The organism is Cohaesibacter sp. CAU 1516 (genome assembly GCF_005771485.1).
GTDB lineage: Bacteria > Pseudomonadota > Alphaproteobacteria > Rhizobiales > Cohaesibacteraceae > Cohaesibacter > Cohaesibacter intestini.
In genome coordinates this window covers 196,038-216,625 of sequence record NZ_VANT01000004.1, presented here as the reverse complement: position 1 = coordinate 216,625, position 20,588 = coordinate 196,038, and the positions used below count along the sequence as shown (strand labels likewise).

Sequence of the window (20,588 nt, the reverse complement as noted above, 5' to 3'; positions counted from 1 at the left end):
CAGTTAAACTTCTTCACTTCAATGAACAATTTGCGCGAAATGCGACAAAATGTTTGTCAAAATCGGATTCTTATCGATAACAACTGATTAATATTAGTTACCAAAAGATTGATCTTAACGAATAGTTACGATGCTTGCGGAGGGACGGTCCCAACGCAATATACTATTCAGATCACCCCGGCCCGGATAAGCGAACCATCAGCCGCCCCAGAGACGAAATGAGATCGCAAAGAAGTGAAAAGACACGACAAGCATCTCGATCCTCAGGGGATTTTTATGTGTGCGGGCGAAAATTTGCCCCAATCTTCACCATATTTTGCGCGGCCTTGTTGCGGACTCTGGCGCAAATCCGCAAATCAGCTTAAAACAGAATCTGGGGCGCATGATTTGGGATTAAGCATCCCGAAATGGGACCATCACTGGATTGATGGGGTCGACTGGAACATGAGCAAACAGAAAGACAATCGAGACGGAACGCGTAGGAACGCCGACATCGTGGCTTTGGAAAAAGCCCGAAAGAAAGGTGCGCGACCGCTGGGTGACCTGATTGGATCATCATTGACACCGCTTTGCCGCAAGCAGGGCTTTGCGTCCGCTGACATCCTGCGCTATTGGGGCGAGATCGTTGGGCCGCAATTTGCCGATTGTACCGAACCCGACCGCATCCGTTGGCCACGACGGGGGGAAGGCGATGGTTTCAAGCCCGGTACCCTTGTTCTGCATTGCGAGGGCGCACAGTCCGTCTTTCTGCAGCATGAGCAGGCAACGATCATCCAGCGCGTCAACGCCTATTTCGGTTATCCGGCAATTGATCGCATCCAGATCCTGCAGCGCCCCATCAACACCAAGAAATCCAGCCGTCCAGCTCCGTTGCGGTCACTGACACGCAATGAGGCCCAGACACTCGAGCATCAGCTTGAAGGGGTTAATGATGATCGGATGGCTGCCGCCCTGCGCCGTTTTGGTGCTGCCGTCATGGCCAAGGGCTGACGACCAGGCAATCAAACTGACCATGAATAACAGCGCCCAAAGGCGCCTTTCACTTGTGAGAGTTGCTCAATGCATAGCTCGAGGCTGTTTTGGGGCAAGGCGTCAAAAATCGGTTCGGCAGCTTGATTTTTTGCCGATTCTCGATTTACTTTGTGCGATAACTAAATAAGAACCACTGTGTTGCCTGCAAATCACCCACACAAAACATCCATGCCGAACAACGAGACGCGCCCAATGGCTGACAGCATTCACGACGATCCATCTGCCGGCCCTGCGCCTTTGAGCAAGCAAATGTGTTTTGCGCTCTATTCCGCTTCGCTCGCCTTAACGCAGATCTACAAACCTCTGCTGAAACCACTGGGACTGACCTATCCACAATATCTCATCATGCTGATCCTGTGGGAGAAGGACGGGCGGACACTGAAGGAAATTGGCACCATGCTCGGCCAAAAATCCGGCGCATTGACCCCGGTCCTCAAACGCATGGAGCAGGAGGGGTTTCTGGAGCGTGTGCGCGATGAGGCGGATGAACGGGCGTTGAACATCCGGCTCACCGATCATGGACGGGCGCTCAAGGCTCAAGCCGCGAATGTTGGCACCGGTGTGGTTGGGGCCTGTGGTGTTTCTTTTGATGGCTTGATGGATTTGCATGGCCAGCTGATCGAGTTGCGGGACAATCTGATCAACTCCATTGATGCATCACAGGAGGCTTGAACCGCCTTTTTGTGCAGCAAAAGCCCGAATAATGCCCTTGTTCTGAAAACGACACCCATTCTCAAAAGGAGTGGCCGAGAGCGCTGTTGAAATAGTTATCGCGATAACAAAGGTGTGGATTACAGGTTGTTCAACCGGGTTGCGCAACATTTATGGGTTGAATTAATTATCGCGATAACTAAATATCCGTTTCAAGACAAGTAACCACCGAATGAAAGAGGAACGAATATGGGCATTCTCTACACCACCAAAGCGATGGCAACAGGCGGCCGTGAAGGCAACGCAAAGTCTGAAGACGGAAAACTGAACGTCACCCTGAGCACGCCAAAGGAAATGGGTGGAGACAATGGACCGGGTACCAACCCAGAACAATTGTTTGGTGCCGGGTATGCGGCATGTTTCCTCGGTGCAATGAAATTTGTCGCAGCACAGGAAAAACTGGCTCTTCCATCCGAACCCACGGTTGCGGCGACTGTAGGGATTGGTCCGAATGACAAGGGTGTTGGCTTTGCAATTGAGGTAGATTTGGAAATCGATCTGGGCGATCTGGAGCGCAACGAGGCCGTTGCACTGGTGGACAAGGCCCATCAGGTTTGTCCATATTCCAACGCGACCCGAGACAATATCCGCGTCGGTCTGACTGTGAAATAACCTATTAGGCAGCACTCGTTTGTCCCCACACGAGTTGCGCTCGAGGCGGCCCAATCAAACTGGGGCCGCCTTTTTCATGTCTGAAGACGCCAACCGATGATCAAAACGGCATCAATTGCCGCTGATGGAATAAAGACCAAGCATACCGTCATTGTCGCGCGAGAAGGATACTTCAACCCAGTATCGCCGGCCGATACAGGAAAACTCCCATCGCTCGATGAAGGACAGTGCATCCAGAACATAGGCTGGTTGATTGATCGTCTCGGTACGCTTCTTGCGGATCAGATCAATCTTTTCGACAAAGGGTTGTGTGCATTGCCGTGGGCTGTGAGATTTGGCAATGGACTTCAACACGACCTGCTGAAAAGCGGGCAAGGCGTAGCTTTTCAAGAGCTTGTTGCTATCCAGCGGCACGGGTTCAATTTTCACGTCAGACCGCGCAGCATAGGCGCGCAACCAACGACGGGTGTCAAGGCGCTGGAAGCTGGCAATGACTTTCAGCAACTGGCTGTTGGATGCCATGGTGCAGAGCCGGTAATCACTGGTGTTTTTGGCCTGACGACTGAGCCACATGCGCACTTGACCGGCGGCAGCATCACTGGTCAGGCCCGGCGACAGTTTGGTGGCCCTGCTGGCAAGGCTGTTGATCAGAAACTCCCCGAACTGGGCGATCTGGCTTTGCCGTCTGGTAATCCGCTCATCTGCTGACGCAGTTGGGCAGCGCTTCAGCATTTCCGATGCCATCAGATAGTTTCGAATGAGAGGTCGGGGTGAACCGATCTCCGCAGCAGAAACACGCGTCGATGTGGCTGGCAGACAATGAAGAAGAAACAGGGCTAGGAGGGAGATTTGAACAAAAGTGGGCTTCATGAATTTCATCTACAGGTTAGTGCGTAACCTCTCATAAAACCGATGGTGTGTCCATAAGCGGATGATTATATTCAGCGCTTCCATATTTATGCTGCCCCAGCCATGGCATGGGCAGGGAATACACCTATATATGGGGCATTGTTACAACCTGAAAGTAATTGCCCATGTCTGAAACCACGCCCAAATCTGCCGTTTTCTGGGATAAGCTGGCGCGCCGTTATGCTGCCAGACCAATCTCCAATGTCGAGGCTTACGAGCAGACCTTGGATCGGGTGCGACACTATCTCTCAACGGATGCGTCTGTGCTCGAACTGGGCTGCGGCACCGGTTCCACCGCTTTGCTTCTGGCGAATCATGTCGGGCAGTATCGTGCCAGTGACATTTCCGGCGAAATGATTGCCATTGCCAATGAAAAGCTGGCACAGTCCGATCAGGCCAACCTGGAATTCGTCAAGGCCGATCTCTACGCCGAAAGCCTCGATGAGCAAGCGCCCTATGACGCGCTTCTGGCCTTCAACGTCATTCATTTGTTCGAAGACACGCCGGACGCCCTAAAGCGCATCAATGGCTTGATCAAGCCGGACGGTTTGCTGATTTCCAAAACCGTTTGCCTGTCTGGACTGTATGGCTTGTTACGCATTCCCATCTTCTTCATGCAATTGTTTGGCAAGGCACCACCCGTCCGCTTCATCTCGGCCAAGCGCCTTGCGCGCATGATGCGGGAGGCCGGGTTCGAGATTGTCGAAGAAGGCAATTTTGCCAAGGTGAAGATGGCCCATTTCGTGGTGGCCCGGAAGGTGCGTTGAGCATAGTTGCGATAGACTGAAAATTACAAACATGTAACGAAAAGAAATTGCTTGAACCTTGCCCTTTCATCGCCAAAATGTGATTGAAAAGTAGGAAAATACCAAGGACTGACGGGCTCTGGCTCGCTAAGATGCCCCAAACCCGGCTGACCCAGTCGCCAATGATTAGGAAGAGACAATGGCCCTGACGCGTAGAGATTTTCTTGTATCGGCATCGAAATTAAGCCTCGGCGTGGCTGCCCTTGGCAGCTTCGGCCTTGCCACCAGTCTGCCCGCCCATGCCCAGAGTGTCGATCTCGATGCCTTGATGGAAAAGGGCACACTCGACGATATCGTGCTTGGGCCGGAAGATGCGCCGGTGACTGTTATTGAGTATTTCTCGATGACTTGCGGTCATTGTGCAAACTTCCACAACACCACTTTCAAGCATCTGGAAGAGACCTACATCAAAGAAGGCAAGATGCGCTTCATCCTGCGCGAATTCCCTCTTGATCCGCTGGCCGCAGCCGGAGCTATGCTGGCCCGTTGCACGCCGGGCGACAATGCGGTTGCCATGATCGATGTGTTGCTTGGCAATCAGAGAATTTGGGCCTACTCGGATAATCCGGTCTCGAGCCTGTTCAACTTTGCCAGACAGGCAGGTTTTACACAGGACAGCTTCAATGCCTGTCTGACCGACCAAAAACTGCTGGACGATATTACAGCAGTGCGGGAACGTGGTACGAAGGAATTCGGAATCAATTCAACGCCAACCTTCTTTGTGAATGGCGAAAAGCATGTCGGAGCCCTGTCGAGTGAAGAGTTCGACAAAATTCTGGAGCCTCTGCTCACTTAGGTCCGGCAACTTACCCAGTCAAGCCGCTTCAAAGGCGTGCCCGCAGCATGATGTGCTTTGCGCGGCGCGCCTTTTTGTATCCGTGCCTGAGGGCCGGAGGCGTGCGCGATGAAATTCACCAAACTGCGCCTGTTGGGCTTCAAGTCCTTTGTCGAGCCGATGGACTTTCACATCGAGCCCGGGCTGACTGGCGTGGTCGGTCCCAATGGCTGTGGCAAGTCCAATCTGGTCGAAGCCCTGCGCTGGGTCATGGGCGAGAATAGCTACAAGAATATGCGCGCATCGGGCATGGATGACGTGATCTTTGCCGGTTCAACCAATCGGCCGGCCCGCAACACCGCGGAAGTCACCGTCTATCTCGACAACAGCACCCGCACCGCGCCCGCCGGCTTCAATGATGCCGATGATCTGGAAGTCTCCCGCCGCATCGAGCGCGAGTCAGGGTCCAACTACAAGATCAATGGCAAGGATGTCCGCGCCCGTGACGTGCAATTGCTGTTTGCCGACGCTTCCACCGGCGCCCGTTCCCCGTCGCTGGTCGGGCAGGGCCGCATTGGCGAGATCATCAGCCAGAAACCAACCCAGCGCCGTGGCCTCTTGGAAGAAGCGGCTGGCATTTCCGGTCTTCACAGCCGCCGCCACGAAGCAGAATTGCGTCTGAAAGCTGCCGAGAGCAACCTTGAACGGCTCGAAGACATCATGGCGCAGATATCGACCCAGCTTGAAGGCTTGAAGCGTCAGGCCCGACAGGCCAGCCGCTATCGCAATTTGTCGTCCGATATCCGGTCCATGGAAGCGACGCTATACCATTTACGCTGGCGGGAGCTCCTGGACGAGGAGGAGGCCGCACGGCAGGACCTGCGCAAGGCGGATCTGAGCGTTGCCGAAGCCACCACCGCACAGGCCACAGCCGCCCGCGAAGAAGCCATCGTCAGTCACAAGCTGCCCGAGCTGCGTGATGCCCAAGCTGCCAAGGCTGCGGCGCTGCAGCGCTTGACCCTTGCTGCCCGAGAGCTGGATAGCGAAGAAACCCGGATCCGTGAAAAGCTCGCCGATCTTGGTCGGCGCGTTGAGCAATTGAAGGCGGACGAGCAGCGCGAGCGCCAGCTGGTCGAAGAAAATGCCGATCTGTTAAGGGAACTCGATGACGAAAAAGCCCAATTGATGGCAGAAGATGCCGAAAGCTCCGAGGTTGAACAGGAGGCCAAAGAGGCACAGGCCGCAGCAGAATATGAGCTGCAAGAGGTTGAAACGACAGCCAGTGAGCTGACCACACGTCTGGCTGAAGCCGAAGGGCGCGCGCGCCAATTGCATCAGGCAACTGAGGCCGCCCGCGGCCGGGTGGCCCGTCTGGCCAGCCAGTCGGCCCAGACCGCGCGTGACTTGCAAAGGGTCAATGACGAACTCAACAACGACGATGGTCTGGAGCCACGCCGCGAAGAAGTGGAAGTGGCAATAGCGCAGCTTGAAACCTTGGAGCTGGCAGCCGAAACTGCCAGCAATGATGTTGCAAAGGCACGCGACGCGGAAACCGATGCAAGGCGGGCCCGTGCCGACGCAGAAGCCGCATTCAACCGACTGGACACCGAGGCCCGTACTTTGGCCAAAGTGGTTCATGCGGGACAGGACGATCGCTTTCCACCGATTGTTGGCACTCTCAAGGTTGATGCAGGGTTCGAAGTGGCTCTGGCCGCTGCCTTGGGCGAAGATCTCGACGCACCCATCGACGCCAATGCGGCGCGTCATTGGGGGGAAATGGATCCTTTGGAAACCGATCCGTCCCTGCCGCATGATTTGCCATCCTTGGCCAACCATGTCGAGGGGCCTGAGCGGCTGACGCGTCGCTTGCAGCAAATCGGTATCGTTGAGTCGGATCTCGGTGCAGGGTTGCAAGCACAGTTGGCTCCGGGCCAACGGCTGATCAGTCGGGAAGGGGACCTGTGGCGTTGGGACGGGCTGGTGATCAAGGCAGGCGCTCCCACGCCCGCCGCCCAGCGGCTCGAACAGCGCAACCGGCTGGAAGAAGTGGAAGCCAGTCTCAATCAGGCCGAAAGCAGGCTCGATGCCGCCTGTCAGGCTTTCCAGATCATGCGAGACGTCGCCGTCGACAAGGCCAAGGCGGAGCAGACCGCCCGCATGCAGGCACGGGACATGCAAAAACGCCTGTCGAACCTGAGGGACATGCTGGCCAAAGCCGAACGTGAGGCCAACCAGCTTTTGGCCCGCAAGGCCACTCTGGAAGCGACATTGGCCCGCTTGCAAGAAGAGGAAGAGGAAGCCCGCGCAGCGCTTTTGGAAGCGGAAGAGCAACAATCTGACCTGCCGGATTTTGACCATTTGAAACAGGAACGCGACGAAGCTCGCCTGCTTCAGAGTGAACAACGCAGTCATCTGGCAGAAGTGCGGGCTCACGCCCAAGGGCTGCGTCGGGAAGCCGAATTGCGCGAGCGTCGCCTGTCGGCCATTGCCCGTGAGCGCAGCAGCTGGGAAATGCGCGCCAAGAATGCCGATGCACAGATCGCCACATTGCGCCAACGTCTGGCCGACACTGAGGCCGAAATCGAGACCCTCAAGGACAATCCCGACGCCATCGACGAAAAGCGCCGTGCACTTTTTTCAGAAATCTCCAAGGCTGAAGACGCCCAGAGACAAGCAAGCGATGTTTTGGCCACCGCAGAACGTGCCGCTATGGAAGCCGGTGTCGCTGCAAAGCTGGCGATGGAATCACTGGGCAGTACGCGAGAAGCCCGCATCCGGGCCGATGAACGGGTCAAGGCAATTGAGGGGCGCAAACAAGAGCTGACGCGCCAGATTGCCGAAGCACTCGACTGTTCTCCTGCTGCCACCTTCGGTCTTGCGGGCCTGAAGAAGGATGCGCCCCTACCAACCATGCAGGCCGTAGAGGGCAAGCTGGACCGTCTGAAAAACGAACGAGAACGCCTTGGCGGCGTCAATCTACGCGCCGATGAAGAGGCCAGTGAAATTGCCGACCAGCTCCAGACCATGGAGACCGAACGAGACGACCTGATCGAGGCAATCAAGAAACTGCGGACCGGTATTTTCAACCTCAATAGAGAAGCCCGCAGCCGCCTCCTTTCCTCATTCGATGTGGTCAATGAGCACTTCAAGGCTCTCTTCTCCAAGCTGTTTGGCGGCGGTCAGGCCGAGTTGCAACTGACCGATGCCGATGACCCTCTTGAGGCAGGCCTTGACATCATCGCCCGCCCTCCGGGCAAAAAGCCGCAAACCATGACCCTGTTGTCCGGTGGAGAGCAGGCCCTGACGGCAATGGCGCTGATTTTTGCGGTGTTCCTGACCAATCCGGCCCCGATCTGCGTGCTCGATGAGGTTGATGCACCGCTGGATGATGCCAATGTGGAGCGCTTCTGCACCTTGCTCGAAGAAATGCGGGCGCTGACTGAAACCCGTTTTGTCACCATCACGCACAATCCGATCACCATGGCCCGGATGGACCGGCTGTTTGGGGTGACCATGGCCGAGCGGGGCATATCGCAGCTGGTCTCCGTTAGCCTTGAAGCGGCCGAGGAACTGATCGCGGAAGATGAACAAAAGGCCGCTGTCGCCACCATCCCACCCAATCATCCTTCGGTAGGTTCTTAATGATCATTCGCCCAGCCCGCCTAGACGAATTGTCCGCCCTGTCGGATCTTTGCTTAAGATCCAAGAGCCTGTGGGACTATGAACCCGCGTTTTTGGAAGGCTGCCGCACGCCTTTGACCATTCATCCTGCGGACCTCACAACGGATCATGTCATGGTGGCCGAAGAAGGAAGCCTGATATTCGGAGTCGTCCAACTTGGCATCGAGGGGGACGAGGCGGAGCTTGAAAAGCTGTTTATTGATCCTCAGTCCGTGGGCAAGGGCGTGGGAAAGATGTTGCTCGAATGGGCAATGGACAAAGCCCGGAGCGCAGGCGCCAAGCGCATGATGCTCGCCTCGGATCCTTTTGCAGAGCCATTCTATCGCAAATATGGCGCGCAACAAATCGGAGCCGTTCCGTCCGAAGTGGACCCGGATCGCTCGCTTCCGCAAATGGAAATTACGCTGTAGCTGCAACGCCAACCTTCATTCTCCACCCGCTTTCCAAGGCAAAAATCCTTTGCTTTGAAGGGGATTCCCACTAGTCTGAGGTCCCAATGAGAAAGACGGGAGAAACAAATGTCCGATCAGGTTGCCTTGACGCTTTACATTGCCAACAAAAACTACTCTTCCTGGTCCATGCGTCCCTGGATGGCGTTAAAGACCAAAGACATTCCCTTTACTGAGCATTTGTCGCCCTTTGATGAATCCACCGGGCATGCCCATTTCATTGAATTCTCCCCGACCAAGAAGGTGCCTGCCCTCAAGATCGAGCGCGCAGGCAAGGACCCCGTCACGATCTGTGAGAGCCTCGCCATCGTCGAGGCTGTTGCCGACCTGTTCCCGCAAGCGGCGCTCTGGCCAACTGATCCGATTGAGCGTGCCAAGGCTCGCGCTTTTGCAACGGAAATGCATGGCGGTTTCTTCGGTCTGCGCGGGTCCTGCCCGATGAATATGCGACGTCCGGTCAAAGCGCTTGATCTCGATCCCTATAGTGCCGCCGCAGTGGTCAAGAATGTCGAACGGATCGAAGACATCTGGTCCGAATGCCTTAACGCTTCGGGCGGTCCATTCCTGTTTGGTGCGTTTGGGGCTGTGGATGCGATGTTCGCTCCGGTCATCAACCGGTTCGAGATCTATGCTCTTAGTGACAGCACAGTCTTTCACGCCTACAAGAGCGCCATGAAAGCGCTGCCATCCTGGCAAGCGTGGGAAGCGGCAGCGCTTGAGGAAAGCTGGATAGTGGAGGAGGATGAGGCATGAGGGGTCTGGGGTATGCCGCACCCTCCTCCTAAGGGGATGACTGTGTCTGGGATGCGAAATACAGCACAGTCTGTCCCCAATCTGGTTGAAAATAGTGAGCCTGGAAAAAAGAGATTTCTCGGGCATCTGTCTTACTGGCCCTCGGCTTGCCTGTCGGCACGCTGCAGCAGAGTGGCAGAGACACAAAGCCAAGCCAAATCACTTGGCGTCAAACAATTGTGAGAGGGATGCTGAAGAGAGATCGAAACCAGACCGGCTAGGTCAGCATGCGTGTTCCTGACAGGATTTTTTCGATCACCGCCAGCGTGCCATCGGTCAGGGCATAGTCAGAAAGCGCATCTGGAGACACCCATCGCACGTCCATGGCATCGTCACCAGCCACGACAGGGGGCAACATTCCATCGGCGTCGCGCGCCGTGCAGAAGAAAACCGCAATGACAAAGTGCCGCTCACAGCGCCCACTGGCATCATGGCGAAGAATTTCGACAAGGTCGGCAACATAAAGAGGGTCTATCTGTAGGCCAGCTTCTTCCATCAGTTCCCGCTTGATCGCTGCTGAAAGGGCCTCGCCTGTTTCAACCGCACCACCGGGCAGGCTCCAGACGCCCATTGCTGGTGGGTTGCCGCGCTGAGCCAGCAAAACACGGCCATTATGCAGAACTAGGGCAGACACGCCCAAGAAGGGACGAGCCGGATAGGAGCGATCATTGGCCATGGTGTCGATTCCTCTCATCACTCCGGTGACGTATCAGGATCCGAGACGATCCAGCAGCATCATCCGAAGAGACGATCAACCTCATCCTGAGCGGTTGGATGATCAATGGCCAGCATCCAGTCGGTCACCGTATCCGCATCATTGATCAGCGCGCTTGCACGGTCAATCAAGGGGCGAATTTCCGTAGAGGCGGAAAAGGCCAAGGCTTCGAATGAGGCCACCGTTGGCGTGCCATCCGACGCGCTGATTTTCTCGATCAGAAGCAAAACCTTAGCGTCGATATCCGCGATCAAGTTTTCGAACCGTTCCCGAATGGTCAGGACAACCGAATCGTAGAGCGAAATCGCCAACTGCTTTTCTTTGAAGGTGGATTGGGCGAAATAGTCGCAATAGGTCATGGGCCGCCAGGAAAAAAGATCCTCGGCGCAATCAGGCATATCCGGTAGCATTTCAATCAGCATCAGAACTTCATTGAAATGATTGAGATAATCCGTCGCAAGCAACGTCGTCGGATTGATGTTTGCCGCGCGAAGTGTTGCTTCATCAGGAAGGGGTGCTTGTTCTGACATACTGGGCCCGCCTTGACCGTCTGTTGATTGACAAGGTGCAATCAGCCCTAGACTAAAAGCGCTAGGTTTCCAAATGCTTGACGAGATGTCGAAAATTGCCGGAAAAGGTGAGCAAAGTCTCAACAACACCAACATGCTGCAATGATCCTGCAGTCAGCTCAGCATAGTAACAACACAAAAAGGGCCCCGAGAGAATGAACTCTCGGGGCCCCTAGAAACTTGCGTTTCTAAATCCAAGCTAGGCTTAGATTAGAAGTCACGCTGCAGGCGGATTTTGCCTTCCCAGCTTTCCAGGTCGTTAGCTGCTACAACAGAGTCACGATCTTTGTAGAGAACAGCTGCTTTAACAGTGAAGTTTTTCACTGGGGTGTAACCAACTTCAGCAGTGATCTGCCATTCGTCATAGTCTGGAGTAGCGCCAACGCCGTCATATTCGCCGTAGCCAGCAGCTACCAAGCCGTATGCGTTGTCAGCGAATGCATACTTCAACATACCGGAGATGGACCATACGTCGCTGAGGCTGCCAGCCAGAGCGTCTTCGCCACCAACCCACGCGGTGTAGCCCAGAGCGCCTTCGGAATATACAGCGTTCAAAGCAGCGGTCAGAGCGTCGAATTTGCCGGTGATACCAGCAGCAACTGCGAAGCCGAGATCGGAGTCAGTAGCAGCGTTGTTGTAGTTAACCTGACGAACAACAGCACCCAAGGAAGCAGAACCCCAAGCCTGGTCTACTTTGATGCGAGCAGCAACAGCCGGCATGGACTGACCAGCTTCGATACCACCAACAACAGCAGAAGCACCTTCTACGATTTCGTTTTCAATCGCGATGTGTGCGGATACGCCGTTGCCGAGGTCAGCATTGTAGCCGATTGCGCCAACAGTCTGGTCACCAAGGTCGAAATCGCCGAGATACATGCCGCCAACGTGGTCAACTACGGAAGCGGAAGTGATGTAACCAGCATACATGCCACCGAGGGACAACCAAGCTTTGGTCATTTCGATGCCAGAAGCATCGGTGTCGCCCTGAATTTCGATGAAGGAAACGAGGGTACCGAGTTCGGTTTCTTCTTTAGCGGTAACGGTTACGAGACCACGAGACCAGATTTCAAACTTGTTGTCAGCACGTGCGAAACGCTCGGTGAACTGAGCTTCTGCACGAACATAACCGCCGATTTTCAGGCAGGTGTCGGTGCCTGGGATGAAGTGGTAACCAGCGCCGTATGCGTCACATACTTTAACGTAGTCTACTGGCTCAGCTACAGGCAGATCTGCAGCCATTGCAGGAGCTGCTACGAGAGCAGCTGCGGAACCAAGGATAAGGCTCTTGATGTTCATGTTTCTGACCTTCATTTGTCATAAAAACTTTTTTAGGGCAGTGACCAGTCCAGTCAGACATTTGCGTTCACTGCTTGCGACAAGGGAGACAATACTCGTTTCCCACGGAGTTGCAATCTTCTCCACCCTTTGCCCGGATCGCTTTGCATCGACTGTTGCACAAAAAACACAAAAATGCCTCTAACCCCCGGATTTCTGCCAATTCGTTACCGAATGGTTAATGGAATTTACCTATATGATCGCCTTGAACAAAAGACGACATTCTTGCATCAAGGCCGATCCGAGGGCCTTCACAAGAACGAATCCGAGAAACTTATCTGCTTGCCAGATACGGAATCACCGACCGAAAACCGATTTGGGTAGGATGCGAGTCGCAAAATGCGCGCGGAGTGAGGCATACGGCAGTGGCGATTCCCCCAAGGGCTGCGACACAATAAAAAACCTGCCGTGGTGATACCAAGGCAGGTTTGTTGTCGATCTGTGGCAGAGGGCGGGGCGACGCAATAGAACTTATAGTCAGAAAGGCCAAAGGCGTCTCAGTCCACCTTTTTTCTCTTCCTTTTGTTTTTCGGTCGCAAGCTTGTCCAGTTCCTGCTGCACTTCCGGGCCAACTTGTGTCACGCGTGTCGGCGGCTGGGTCAGATACTTCCGGCCTTTTGTATTCTCGCCATTCCTCTCCTTGATCAAGGCGAGGCGCTCTTTCACCTGACGACTATAGGCCTTCGCCTGAGCGGGCGAGACATGCGTGCTATAGTCGGGTTCCTCGATCTGATTGGCAAATTCTGTTGACGCGGGGTCATTCTTGAAGATTTGGTCGCGCTGTTCCTTTGGAAGCTTGCGGATTTCGGCAAGCAAGGCTTTGCGTTCCTGCTCTGTCATGTTGGTCAGGCGGTTGTGATAGAGTTTCCGCAGCTTGTCCGGATCCTGTGGCCAGTCAGTCGCAACACTGTTGGAGGCGGGTTGGCTTGTCTGCGGTGTCGGCATCGGTGCGCCTTCAGGCGGTAGAACCAGTCCTCCGCGTGCGGAATAGTCGATCGGCTCTTTCTTTTCTTCATCGCCGAGAATTCCGAAACCGGTGGTGACCGTTTTCAGCAGTTCTGCTTCCTGGCTTTTGCCTGTGCCATAAGTGGTGCCGCCAATGCTGGAGCATGCGGTTAAGGCGATGCTGACCGAGCCGATGATAGCCAGAGTCGCAAAACGAGACGCGACCGGAGCGGTCTGGTCGGCCGACGCTTCGGCAGCAGGAGCACTTGCGCTCTGTTTCTTCACATTCAACATGTCACACTCACTTTACACACGCGCTGGCGAAACCGTCCGGTCGGCAGCATTTCGTCTTGGCGCTTCAAAGGCAGCAATCCCGTCTTAACGGGACATTGAGCCATGCAATGAACCAAGTGTCGCTAGACATACTGCGCATTGATGCTTGAGATCAAGACTGCAATCCGCCTGATTCATCGGCGGATGGGTAGTCAGGGCCGATTCTGCCTGCACTTGGCTTGCTCGTCGTCACCAATCACGACTTTGCGGCATCAATGCGGCGATCACTTTCCCGCCGCTTTTTCCGCCTTGGCGCTGGGGCCAAAGAAGCTGTCATAGACCAGCAACAGCACACCGAGGACAATCCACACATCAGCCAGATTGAAGACATACCAGCTGAAGTCACCCCAGTAGAAGTGAAACAGGTCAACCACCGCACCATGCATAATCCGGTCAAAGGCATTGCCAATGGCTCCGCCAAGGATCAGACCGGCTGCGGCAGCCGGCAGACCAAACTGCATCCGGCGGATCCAGGCAACCAGAAGGCCTGCAGCCAGAGCAGCGACCATGATCAGCACGATCTGTCCCAGCGGATCATCCTGTTGGAACAGGCCAAAGGACACCCCTTTATTCCAAGCGAGAATAAGATCGAAATAGGATGTCAGATGAATTGGGCCGTTATTGGCGACCTTGTTGTACAGATCAAATTCCAGCAACAGCCACAATTTCAAAGCCTGATCGGTGATTAGCCCAAAGGCGGCAACGGCAAAGCCGATAATTCGTGCAGACATAGCGCACTCCAATTGATACCTGATCGCAGCCGGGCCGCTAGGCCCGGCGCAGAATTGTCGGCCTGATCAGGCCGCTTCGATTTCACGCATGGCGGCCGCATCGCGCAGGCTAAGATCCGGATACTCCGCATCACTGCCCACTTCAGGCAGGATTTTCCAGCTGCGCTGACACTTGTTGCCCTTGGCAAGAGCAGGGACAACCCCCACACCAGCGACGTCATCAATAGCAAAGGCACCTTCAGGCGCATTGCCTTCGATCAACTCCGCTTGAGACGTGATCGCGATTTCAGCCAGATCGATGCCTTCCATGGCGGTCAGAATGTCTTTGTCGGTAACAAAGACCTGTGGCGCGGCTTCCAGCGAAGAGCCAATGCGCTTTTCTTTGCGCTCGATTTCCAGTGCGCCAGTGACAACGCGGCGCAGAGCCTTGATCTTGCTCCACTTGGCTGCCAGCTCGGCATCTTGCCAATCGGCAGACACATCTGGGAACTGACGGAAATGCACCGAATCCGTGTCAGACGGGAAGCGGCTGAGCCAGGTTTCTTCCATGGTGAATGGCAGGATTGGGGCCAGCCATGCGGTCAGATGCATGAACAGCTCGTGAATCACATAGAGCGATGCTTTGCGACGGGCCGAGCTTGGCGCATCACAATAAAGGGCATCTTTGCGCACGTCGAAATAGAAGGCCGACAGCTCGATGCCCATGAAATAGTTCAACTCATGCATGATCCGCTTGAAATCGAAATTGTCATAGGCAGAGCGCACCATGGCATCAAGCTCGTGGAGCCGATGCAGCATCAGCCGCTCCAGTTCCGGCATGTCAGAAAGCGCAACCGCTTCTCCATCATAATGGGCCAGTGAGCCGAGCATCCAGCGGATGGTGTTGCGCATCTTGCGATAAGCATCGGCGCTGGTTTTCAGGATTTCTGGCCCGATGCGCTGATCGTCCGTATAATCGCAGGTCGCCACCCAAAGGCGCAGAATGTCGGCACCATATTGCTTGATGATGTCCTGAGGCGCGATGGTGTTGCCCAAAGACTTGGACATTTTGCGGCCATCTTCTGCCATGGTGAAGCCATGGGTCAGAACCGCGTCATAAGGCGCGCGACCACGGGTGCCACAGCTTTCCAGCAAGGACGAATGGAACCAGCCGCGATGCTGGTCAGAGCCTTCCATATAAAGGTCGGCTGGCCATTTCAGATCTTCACGCTGCTCAAGGCAGAAAGCATGGGTCGAGCCAGAATCAAACCAGACGTCGAGAATGTCATCGACCTTGTCCCATTCGCTCGCATCATATTCATCAGCAAGGAAGCGTTCCTTTGCTCCTTCAGCGAACCAAGCATCAGCCCCTTCCACCATGAAGGCGTCAAAGATGCGCTGATTGACTTTCTCATCCTGCAAAACAACGGTTGGGTCGTCTTTTTTGATGAAGATGGTGATCGGCACACCCCATGCGCGCTGGCGGGAAATGACCCAGTCCGGACGGGTTTCGATCATGGAACGCAAACGGGTCTGGCCGGTGGCTGGCACAAAGCGGGTCGCGTCAATCGCATCAAGGGCCCGCTTGCGCAGGGTATCCCCTTCGCCATCAATGTTACGGTCCATCGCGATGAACCATTGCGGCGTGTTGCGGAAGATCAGCGGGGCTTTGGAGCGCCAGCTATGCGGATAGGAATGTTTCACCTTGCCGCGAGCGAGCAGGGAACCAACTTCCACAAGCTTGTCGATCACCGCCGAATTGGTGGTGCCTTCGCCGCCCTTGCGGTTGAGGATATAAAGACCTTGGAACAGGGTGACATGCGGATAATAAGAGCCATCCTCGGCCACCGTGTGCGGCACTTCCGGCGTGCCGCATTCAGCAAAGCGCTCGCGGTTGGCGATGAAGACGTCATAATCTTCTGCACCATGACCCGGAGCGGTATGGACAAAGCCCGTACCAGCATCGTCGGTGACATGGTCGCCATCAATCACCGGCACGTCGAAGTCATAATAGCCTTCAGCGCCTTCCACCCCGTTGAATGGGTGGGCACATTCGGAAATCTGGCTCGGGTCAACATCGAACTTGCGCTCATAGCCATCGACGCGAGCAGCCTTGAAGATGCTTTCAGCCAGCGCGTCAGCAACAATCAGCTTGTCACCCACCTTGCCCCAATTGTCGTCCGCAGCTTGCGTGACTTCATAAAGACCATAGGAAATGGCCTTTGAATAACAGATGGCGCGGTTGCCGGGGATCGTCCATGGGGTGGTGGTCCAGATGACCACATCCGCATCGAGCAGCGCATCCAGCTGATCTTCAGCCACGGTGCCATGGACACCGGTCACAGGGAAGCGCACCCAGATGGTGTGCGAGGTGTGATCCTGATATTCCACTTCGGCCTCGGCCAGCGCGGTTTTCTCAACGATTGACCACATGACAGGCTTGGAGCCTTGGAACAACTGACCGGACATGGCGAACTTCATCAGCTCGCCGGCAATCCGGGCTTCGGCATCATAGCTCATGGTCAGGTAAGGGGACTTGAAGTCGCCAATCACGCCAAGGCGCTTGAATTCGCCAGACTGGATGCCGACCCATTCTTGGGCAAATTCACGGCATTCATTACGGAATTCGTTGATTTCGACAGCGTCTTTATTCTTGCCCTTCTTGCGATATTTCTCTTCGATCTTCCACTCAATGGGCAGGCCGTGACAGTCCCAGCCGGGCACATAGTTGGAATCAAAACCACGCATCTGGAAGGAGCGGGTGATGATGTCCTTGATGGTTTTGTTCAGCGCGTGGCCGATATGCAAGTTGCCGTTGGCATAGGGAGGGCCATCATGCAGCACATATTTCTCGCGGTCCTTGGACTGGTCGCGCAGCTTGCGGTAAAGGTCCATCTCGTCCCAACGGGCGGTGAGCTTGGGCTCATTCTTGGGCAGGCCTGCGCGCATTGGGAATTCGGTCTGGGGCAGGTAAAGCGTCTTGGAGTAATCGCGTGCTTCAGTCATTTTTCTTTCACTCTCGTGAATGGATTGCCGGGGTGTCTCATTGAATGGGACCATCACTCTCTGTTTGTAAGGGGACGGTCAGGCCCGGCAAGGAAATTGGGTTCGTCATCTGATGAGTTGGGGATGAGGGCAGCAGGCGCGCGTGATAAACGCTCCGACCCTTCTATCAATCCCGGTCCCTCGCGGGCGCAAGGCAATGCGCCGATCACGCGAAGGCCGGGCCAGTAATTCGACTGGCGGTCTGGCCTATGGCAATCGGGGAGAGCGGCGGCGGGCACCGCAAACTGGCAAATTTCATTTCAAACAGCGTGCAAGGCGCACTTTTCATCAGCATCATGTCTGCCTTCCGGTTCGGGCGCGACATTAATTCAAGCCTTTGACGAGCACAAGCCCTCTCTTTTGGCCCTTATACCGCCTTCCCCCCCTTATTCCCACTCGCTGCGGCCATGCAAGGCTCAAAGGCAATTGCCAACCGACAAAAGGGCCTGTCATGACCGATCTTTTCGCACCCAATCCCTACACGATCCGCAATCACCGCCTGTTCCATTTGGGCAATCCGATCCGTTTTCTGCGCTCCCCCAACCAGTCTGCAGACTTTGCCCCCCGCGGCATCATTCTCCATGACACTGCCGGACGGTTGGAGAAGGGCCATGCGGTCAACTGGTTCCTGAAGGCCGAGGCCCGCGCCTCCGCCCATCTGACCATTGAGCGCGACGGCTCGGTCACCCAGCAAGTGGGCTTTGATCGCCGCGCCTGGCATGCAGGCAAGAGCCACTATCGCGACATGGACAATGTCAATGCCTTCGCCTTCGGCATTGAACTGGTCAATGTCGGCAAATGCGTCAAGTTGCGCGACAGCCACCTGCAAAGCTGGTTCAAGGAGCGCTATCGCGATGGCGCCGATGGCCTGTCCTTTGCCTTTGCTTCCAGCAAGGCCCATGGCAAAGGCTGGTGGCTTGATTATACCGAGGCACAGTTGCGCACCCTCACTGCGCTCTGTCAGGTGCTGATTGCGCGCTATGATCTGTCATTTATTGCAGGGCACTGGGAAATTTCGCCGGGTCGCAAGATCGATCCCAACCCGCTCTTCCCGCTGCAAAACCTGCGTACCACCTTGTTTGGAGAGAAAGACGATCAGGCCGGACCACTTCTGATGGCCGACGCCAATCTGCGCCGCTGGCCATCCTATCACGACAATATCATCAAGGTTCTGGCGAAAGGCGCGTCGATCCATATCATCCGCTCGGGCACCTACAATGCCCTCGGCCATCCGGAAATCTGGCATCTGGTCGAAGCCGATGGCCAGCAAGGCTGGCTTCACCATTCACTGGTCGATCTCGGTGGTTGATCCGTGGAGACAAGGCCTGAAGCAAGAAGGCGTGGCAGTTTTTCCCGCTGGCCACGCCTGCGCTTGCGCTAGAGCCAGAGACGCTGCTCCAGCTCGGACAGGGGAGGGACGGCAGACAGCAGACAACGAGCTTGGGCGCTGTCGCGGTCCATTTGCTGGACCAACGCATCAAGGCTGTCAAATTTTGCCTCTTCCCGCAGATGGCCAAACAGGATCACCTTGACCTCTTCGCCATATAGATCATCGGAAAAATCAAACACATGGACTTCAAAAATACGCGGTCCGTTGTCAAACATCGGCCGCCGACCAAAGCTGGCAACGCCATTATGCATCTCGCCATTCTCTCGCACCAGTCGCACCGCATAGACACCCTCTCGCAGACGGCTATTGTCCGGTAGGGTCATGTTGGCGGTGGGATAGCCGAGTTTGCGGCCATTCTTGGCGCCATGAACGATGGTGCCGGTAAAGAAATGCCTGTAGCCAAGCAATCGGTTGGCGGTGTCAACCGCACCATCTTCCAGCGCCTGCCGAATCCGCGTTGAGGAGACCGCGTCCCCTGAACGATCGGCTTTCATGTCGACAATGGTAACGCCAAACTCCCGTGCCTTGCCAGCATCGCGCAGATAGTCAGGCGTGCCGGCCCTATCCTTGCCAAAATGGAAGTCATAACCGGAAATCACTTTCTTCGCAGCCAGCCCGTCGATCAGCATGTCTTCGATGAAGCGATCAGGGGATTGCTGCGAAAAGGCAGTTGTGAAGGCCAGTGAGACCATGCCGTCAAGACCGAGCGCCTTGGCCAGTTGGGCTTTTTCCGCGTGCGGTGTCAGCCGGAAGACCGGATGGTCCGGGCGAAAGACCGAGCGCGGGTGCGGCTCGAAGGTCAGCATGATGGCTTTCAGGCCCGCATCGCGGGCTTCCAGCATGGCATCTTCCAACACTGCCTGATGGCCGCGATGCATGCCATCGAAATTGCCGATCGCCACGACTCCGCCGCGCAAAGCTTCAGGCAGCGGCTGCTGGGGATGCTGGAGATCGATGAAAGAAGGGGCTATGGCCATCATGCGGGCAAGGTCCGTCCTGCCGACTGTGTCGAAAAGGCTGTCGATTGAGTGGGATGACGGACAATTCGGCCATTGGCGGCCCGGACTCTCCATCCTGTTTCTGGCGGGACGTTGCCCAACTCGCAAGGCAACGTCAAGGGAGGACTTCTATTTAGGCGTTTTTCCACGCACATCAAGGCAGCCGATTGGGGAAAGCGCAGACTTGCTCATTCCGATGGGCTTTCAGGATCGCCTTGCTGGGTCTCCCCAGCGGTGGTGAGAACGATCCGCACCTTGCCACTGCTCTGGTAGGCGGCCTGACCGCTCGCCAGCACCTGTTCACCACGCATCAGGCGCGCCGAATAGGCGCACAGACCATGCGCACAGTTTCGGGCATCCGCATTGGCGGGGACCAGATCAAATGGCACATGCTTGGCACCGGGGGTGGGTAGCAATTCCTGCGCGACCAAAGTGCGCGAGCCATCCTGAAGCGAGAGATAGACCACGTCTCCCTGCGAAGCCGCAAACAACCATTGCACCTCGCCGGAAACCCGCGTGCCGCTCGGGAACATCGAGCCAACGCCCTCGGTTACGGTCTGACATGCCGACAGTCCCACGATCATCAGCAGGGAAAGCACTGGGAGAAATCTGGTGTTGAGCATGAAATCCTCTTGCATCGGTTTGAAAATAAACTGGTCACTATGGGGTCTGGTCTTTCGATTAAAGCGCGGGTGAAACGCCACGTTCAACCCTGCGACAGCAACGTGCCAATGTCCAGTCACGCCGTCGTAAAGCAGCAAACTTTATGCCTGTACTTCTG

The 20,588-nt window shown here is 55.6% G+C and carries 18 protein-coding genes; 9 read left to right on the top strand and 9 right to left on the bottom strand.

Annotation, left to right across the window (positions count from 1 at the left end):
* Nucleotides 1-444: 444 nt before the first annotated feature.
* From FDK21_RS12580 to FDK21_RS12570, 3 genes are all read left to right on the top strand, one after another.
* Nucleotides 445-990: a DciA family protein gene (locus FDK21_RS12580; protein ID WP_157967665.1), complete on the top strand. Its 546-nt coding sequence runs from the start codon at nucleotides 445-447 to the stop codon at nucleotides 988-990.
* A 234-nt stretch (nucleotides 991-1,224) separates the two neighbouring features.
* A complete protein-coding gene (locus tag FDK21_RS12575; protein WP_138148793.1) occupies nucleotides 1,225-1,704 on the top strand; it encodes a MarR family transcriptional regulator in 480 nt (159 codons plus the stop codon).
* 228 nt (nucleotides 1,705-1,932) lie between these two features.
* A complete protein-coding gene (locus FDK21_RS12570) occupies nucleotides 1,933-2,355 on the top strand; it encodes an organic hydroperoxide resistance protein (RefSeq protein ID WP_114009853.1) in 423 nt (140 codons plus the stop codon).
* A 111-nt stretch (nucleotides 2,356-2,466) separates the two neighbouring features.
* Here FDK21_RS12570 and FDK21_RS12565 read toward each other — a convergent pair whose 3' ends face one another.
* Complete coding sequence (locus FDK21_RS12565) at nucleotides 2,467-3,099, bottom strand: hypothetical protein (protein ID WP_138148791.1); 633 nt, start codon at nucleotides 3,097-3,099, stop codon at nucleotides 2,467-2,469.
* A gap of 290 nt (nucleotides 3,100-3,389) precedes the next feature.
* Here FDK21_RS12565 and FDK21_RS12560 point away from each other — a divergent pair, with 290 nt between their 5' ends.
* From FDK21_RS12560 to FDK21_RS12540, 5 genes are all read left to right on the top strand, one after another.
* Complete coding sequence (locus tag FDK21_RS12560; RefSeq protein ID WP_138148789.1) at nucleotides 3,390-4,031, top strand: class I SAM-dependent methyltransferase; 642 nt, start codon at nucleotides 3,390-3,392, stop codon at nucleotides 4,029-4,031.
* Between the two features lie 178 nt (nucleotides 4,032-4,209).
* Nucleotides 4,210-4,866 carry a DsbA family protein gene (locus FDK21_RS12555; RefSeq protein ID WP_114009856.1) on the top strand — a complete coding sequence of 219 codons (657 nt, stop codon included), beginning with the start codon at nucleotides 4,210-4,212 and terminating at the stop codon, nucleotides 4,864-4,866.
* Nucleotides 4,867-4,974: 108 nt separating this feature from the next.
* Nucleotides 4,975-8,487 carry a chromosome segregation protein SMC gene (gene smc / locus FDK21_RS12550; protein WP_138148787.1) on the top strand — a complete coding sequence of 1,171 codons (3,513 nt, stop codon included), beginning with the start codon at nucleotides 4,975-4,977 and terminating at the stop codon, nucleotides 8,485-8,487.
* Nucleotides 8,487-8,936 carry a GNAT family N-acetyltransferase gene (locus tag FDK21_RS12545; RefSeq protein WP_138148785.1) on the top strand — a complete coding sequence of 150 codons (450 nt, stop codon included), beginning with the start codon at nucleotides 8,487-8,489 and terminating at the stop codon, nucleotides 8,934-8,936. The genes smc and FDK21_RS12545 overlap by 1 nt, the downstream gene beginning before the upstream one ends.
* A 108-nt stretch (nucleotides 8,937-9,044) precedes the next feature.
* A complete protein-coding gene (locus tag FDK21_RS12540) occupies nucleotides 9,045-9,728 on the top strand; it encodes a glutathione S-transferase (protein ID WP_138148783.1) in 684 nt (227 codons plus the stop codon).
* Between the two features lie 256 nt (nucleotides 9,729-9,984).
* Here FDK21_RS12540 and FDK21_RS12535 read toward each other — a convergent pair whose 3' ends face one another.
* From FDK21_RS12535 to ileS, 6 genes are all read right to left on the bottom strand, one after another.
* A complete protein-coding gene (locus tag FDK21_RS12535) occupies nucleotides 9,985-10,443 on the bottom strand; it encodes an NUDIX hydrolase (protein WP_138148781.1) in 459 nt (152 codons plus the stop codon).
* A 59-nt stretch (nucleotides 10,444-10,502) separates the two neighbouring features.
* Entirely contained in the window at nucleotides 10,503-11,147 is a 645-nt protein-coding gene (locus tag FDK21_RS12530) for a hypothetical protein (protein WP_210238768.1), read from the bottom strand.
* 114 nt (nucleotides 11,148-11,261) lie between these two features.
* Nucleotides 11,262-12,347: a porin gene (locus tag FDK21_RS12525; protein ID WP_171022068.1), complete on the bottom strand. Its 1,086-nt coding sequence runs from the start codon at nucleotides 12,345-12,347 to the stop codon at nucleotides 11,262-11,264.
* A 516-nt stretch (nucleotides 12,348-12,863) separates the two neighbouring features.
* The gene (locus FDK21_RS12520; RefSeq protein WP_138148777.1) at nucleotides 12,864-13,625 is read right to left on the bottom strand and encodes a hypothetical protein; all 762 of its coding nucleotides are present in this window, start codon (nucleotides 13,623-13,625) and stop codon (nucleotides 12,864-12,866) included.
* A gap of 263 nt (nucleotides 13,626-13,888) precedes the next feature.
* Nucleotides 13,889-14,395 carry a signal peptidase II gene (gene lspA, locus FDK21_RS12515; RefSeq protein WP_114009864.1) on the bottom strand — a complete coding sequence of 169 codons (507 nt, stop codon included), beginning with the start codon at nucleotides 14,393-14,395 and terminating at the stop codon, nucleotides 13,889-13,891.
* 66 nt (nucleotides 14,396-14,461) lie between these two features.
* On the bottom strand, nucleotides 14,462-17,380 hold the full coding sequence (ileS, locus tag FDK21_RS12510; protein WP_138148775.1) for an isoleucine--tRNA ligase: 2,919 nt from the start codon (nucleotides 17,378-17,380) through the stop codon (nucleotides 14,462-14,464).
* Nucleotides 17,381-17,870: 490 nt separating this feature from the next.
* On the opposite strand from ileS, the gene FDK21_RS12505 reads away from it, so the two are divergent.
* Nucleotides 17,871-18,728, top strand: coding sequence for an N-acetylmuramoyl-L-alanine amidase (locus FDK21_RS12505; protein ID WP_138148773.1), 858 nt, complete (start codon nucleotides 17,871-17,873; stop codon nucleotides 18,726-18,728).
* Nucleotides 18,729-18,796: 68 nt separating this feature from the next.
* Here FDK21_RS12505 and FDK21_RS12500 read toward each other — a convergent pair whose 3' ends face one another.
* Nucleotides 18,797-19,789, bottom strand: a complete 993-nt coding sequence (locus FDK21_RS12500; protein WP_245418451.1) for a bifunctional riboflavin kinase/FAD synthetase — start codon at nucleotides 19,787-19,789, stop codon at nucleotides 18,797-18,799.
* Nucleotides 19,790-19,995: 206 nt separating this feature from the next.
* Nucleotides 19,996-20,430 (bottom strand): hypothetical protein, encoded by a 435-nt coding sequence (locus tag FDK21_RS12495; RefSeq protein ID WP_138148771.1) that lies wholly within the window; start codon nucleotides 20,428-20,430, stop codon nucleotides 19,996-19,998.
* Between the last annotated feature and the right edge of the window lie 158 nt (nucleotides 20,431-20,588).

Bases quoted from the DNA above. Each gene is read 5' to 3' on its own strand.
- FDK21_RS12580 (WP_157967665.1), top strand. From the start codon at position 445: ATGAGCAAACAGAAAGACAATCGAGACGGAACGCGTAGGAACGCCGAC.
- FDK21_RS12575 (WP_138148793.1), top strand. From the start codon at position 1,225: ATGGCTGACAGCATTCACGACGATCCATCTGCCGGCCCTGCGCCTTTG.
- FDK21_RS12570 (WP_114009853.1), top strand. From the start codon at position 1,933: ATGGGCATTCTCTACACCACCAAAGCGATGGCAACAGGCGGCCGTGAA.
- FDK21_RS12565 (WP_138148791.1), bottom strand. From the start codon at position 3,099: ATGGCATCGGAAATGCTGAAGCGCTGCCCAACTGCGTCAGCAGATGAG.
- FDK21_RS12560 (WP_138148789.1), top strand. From the start codon at position 3,390: ATGTCTGAAACCACGCCCAAATCTGCCGTTTTCTGGGATAAGCTGGCG.
- FDK21_RS12555 (WP_114009856.1), top strand. From the start codon at position 4,210: ATGGCCCTGACGCGTAGAGATTTTCTTGTATCGGCATCGAAATTAAGC.
- smc (WP_138148787.1), top strand. From the start codon at position 4,975: ATGAAATTCACCAAACTGCGCCTGTTGGGCTTCAAGTCCTTTGTCGAG.
- FDK21_RS12545 (WP_138148785.1), top strand. From the start codon at position 8,487: ATGATCATTCGCCCAGCCCGCCTAGACGAATTGTCCGCCCTGTCGGAT.
- FDK21_RS12540 (WP_138148783.1), top strand. From the start codon at position 9,045: ATGTCCGATCAGGTTGCCTTGACGCTTTACATTGCCAACAAAAACTAC.
- FDK21_RS12535 (WP_138148781.1), bottom strand. From the start codon at position 10,443: ATGGCCAATGATCGCTCCTATCCGGCTCGTCCCTTCTTGGGCGTGTCT.
- FDK21_RS12530 (WP_210238768.1), bottom strand. From the start codon at position 11,147: ATGTTGGTGTTGTTGAGACTTTGCTCACCTTTTCCGGCAATTTTCGAC.
- FDK21_RS12525 (WP_171022068.1), bottom strand. From the start codon at position 12,347: ATGAACATCAAGAGCCTTATCCTTGGTTCCGCAGCTGCTCTCGTAGCA.
- FDK21_RS12520 (WP_138148777.1), bottom strand. From the start codon at position 13,625: ATGTTGAATGTGAAGAAACAGAGCGCAAGTGCTCCTGCTGCCGAAGCG.
- lspA (WP_114009864.1), bottom strand. From the start codon at position 14,395: ATGTCTGCACGAATTATCGGCTTTGCCGTTGCCGCCTTTGGGCTAATC.
- ileS (WP_138148775.1), bottom strand. From the start codon at position 17,380: ATGACTGAAGCACGCGATTACTCCAAGACGCTTTACCTGCCCCAGACC.
- FDK21_RS12505 (WP_138148773.1), top strand. From the start codon at position 17,871: ATGACCGATCTTTTCGCACCCAATCCCTACACGATCCGCAATCACCGC.
- FDK21_RS12500 (WP_245418451.1), bottom strand. From the start codon at position 19,789: ATGATGGCCATAGCCCCTTCTTTCATCGATCTCCAGCATCCCCAGCAG.
- FDK21_RS12495 (WP_138148771.1), bottom strand. From the start codon at position 20,430: ATGCTCAACACCAGATTTCTCCCAGTGCTTTCCCTGCTGATGATCGTG.